Source organism: Pseudonocardia sp. DR1-2 (assembly GCF_023717215.1).
GTDB classification, from domain to species: Bacteria; Actinomycetota; Actinomycetes; order Mycobacteriales; family Pseudonocardiaceae; genus Pseudonocardia; species Pseudonocardia alni.
In genome coordinates, this window is record NZ_JAMQOF010000023.1 from 1 (window position 1) to 767 (window position 767).

At 72.9% G+C, this 767-nt stretch carries 1 protein-coding gene; it reads right to left on the minus strand.

Annotated elements, in window-relative coordinates; all coding sequences use genetic code 11:
- The coding region (locus ND486_RS28715) for a DUF5710 domain-containing protein (protein WP_251787438.1) at positions 1–679 on the minus strand (679 nt) is incomplete at its 3' end.
- Between the last annotated feature and the right edge of the window lie 88 nt (positions 680–767).

Consider the following 767-nt stretch of genomic DNA (forward strand, 5'->3'; position numbering starts at 1 on the left):
CCGGCGCTTCGGGGCGGCGCAGCGTGACTCCGGCGTCGGTGATCATTCGCAGGTCCAGGCGCCATGTGCGCGCGGAGCGCTCCGTCCACAGCCGGCCGGCGTCATCGACGTGGTGGGCGGCCTGTTGGTCGGTCATGCCGGTGACGTGGCGCAGGTGGGCCAGGGCCTCGTCGGCGCGACCGGTGACGTTGGCGTGCCCGAGGTGGGTGGTCAGGTGGCACGGCGAGCACAGGCAGATCAGCCGGCGCAGGGTCTGGGTGCCGGTGCGGTCGTCGAAGCTCCAGCGCTCGTGCGCCTCCAGCCACCGGCGCGCGGCGCGGTCCTCGGTCGCACCGCACCCCTCGCAACGGTGCCCGGCGCGGCCGAAGACCATCCGGCGCAGCCGCTCCCAGTCCTGCGGGGAGACGCAGGTACGGACGTTGGTGAACCAGCAGGTCCTCGGGATCATGTCGACGAACAACCCGGACCCGAACGACCGGTCCTCCCCCGGCAGCAGGTCCGGGACGTCGGGCAGCGCGGCCCAGGGCTGGAGCCCGGTCGTGGGTGGCCGGAGGTCGTACCAGCGCTTCGCGGCCGGGTCCCAGCGAGCGCCGTGCGCCTTGGCCTGGTCCTTCTCGCTGAACGGCACGTCCAGCCGCGCCCGCGCCTGCAGGCTCCTCGTGGTCTCGTTCGTCGTCATCTGCGCTCCTCGACGCCCGGCGGTCGTTGACCTGCCGAACCGAGGATGGCACCGGGCACCGACAGTTTCGGCGTGAACGAGGAAGGAG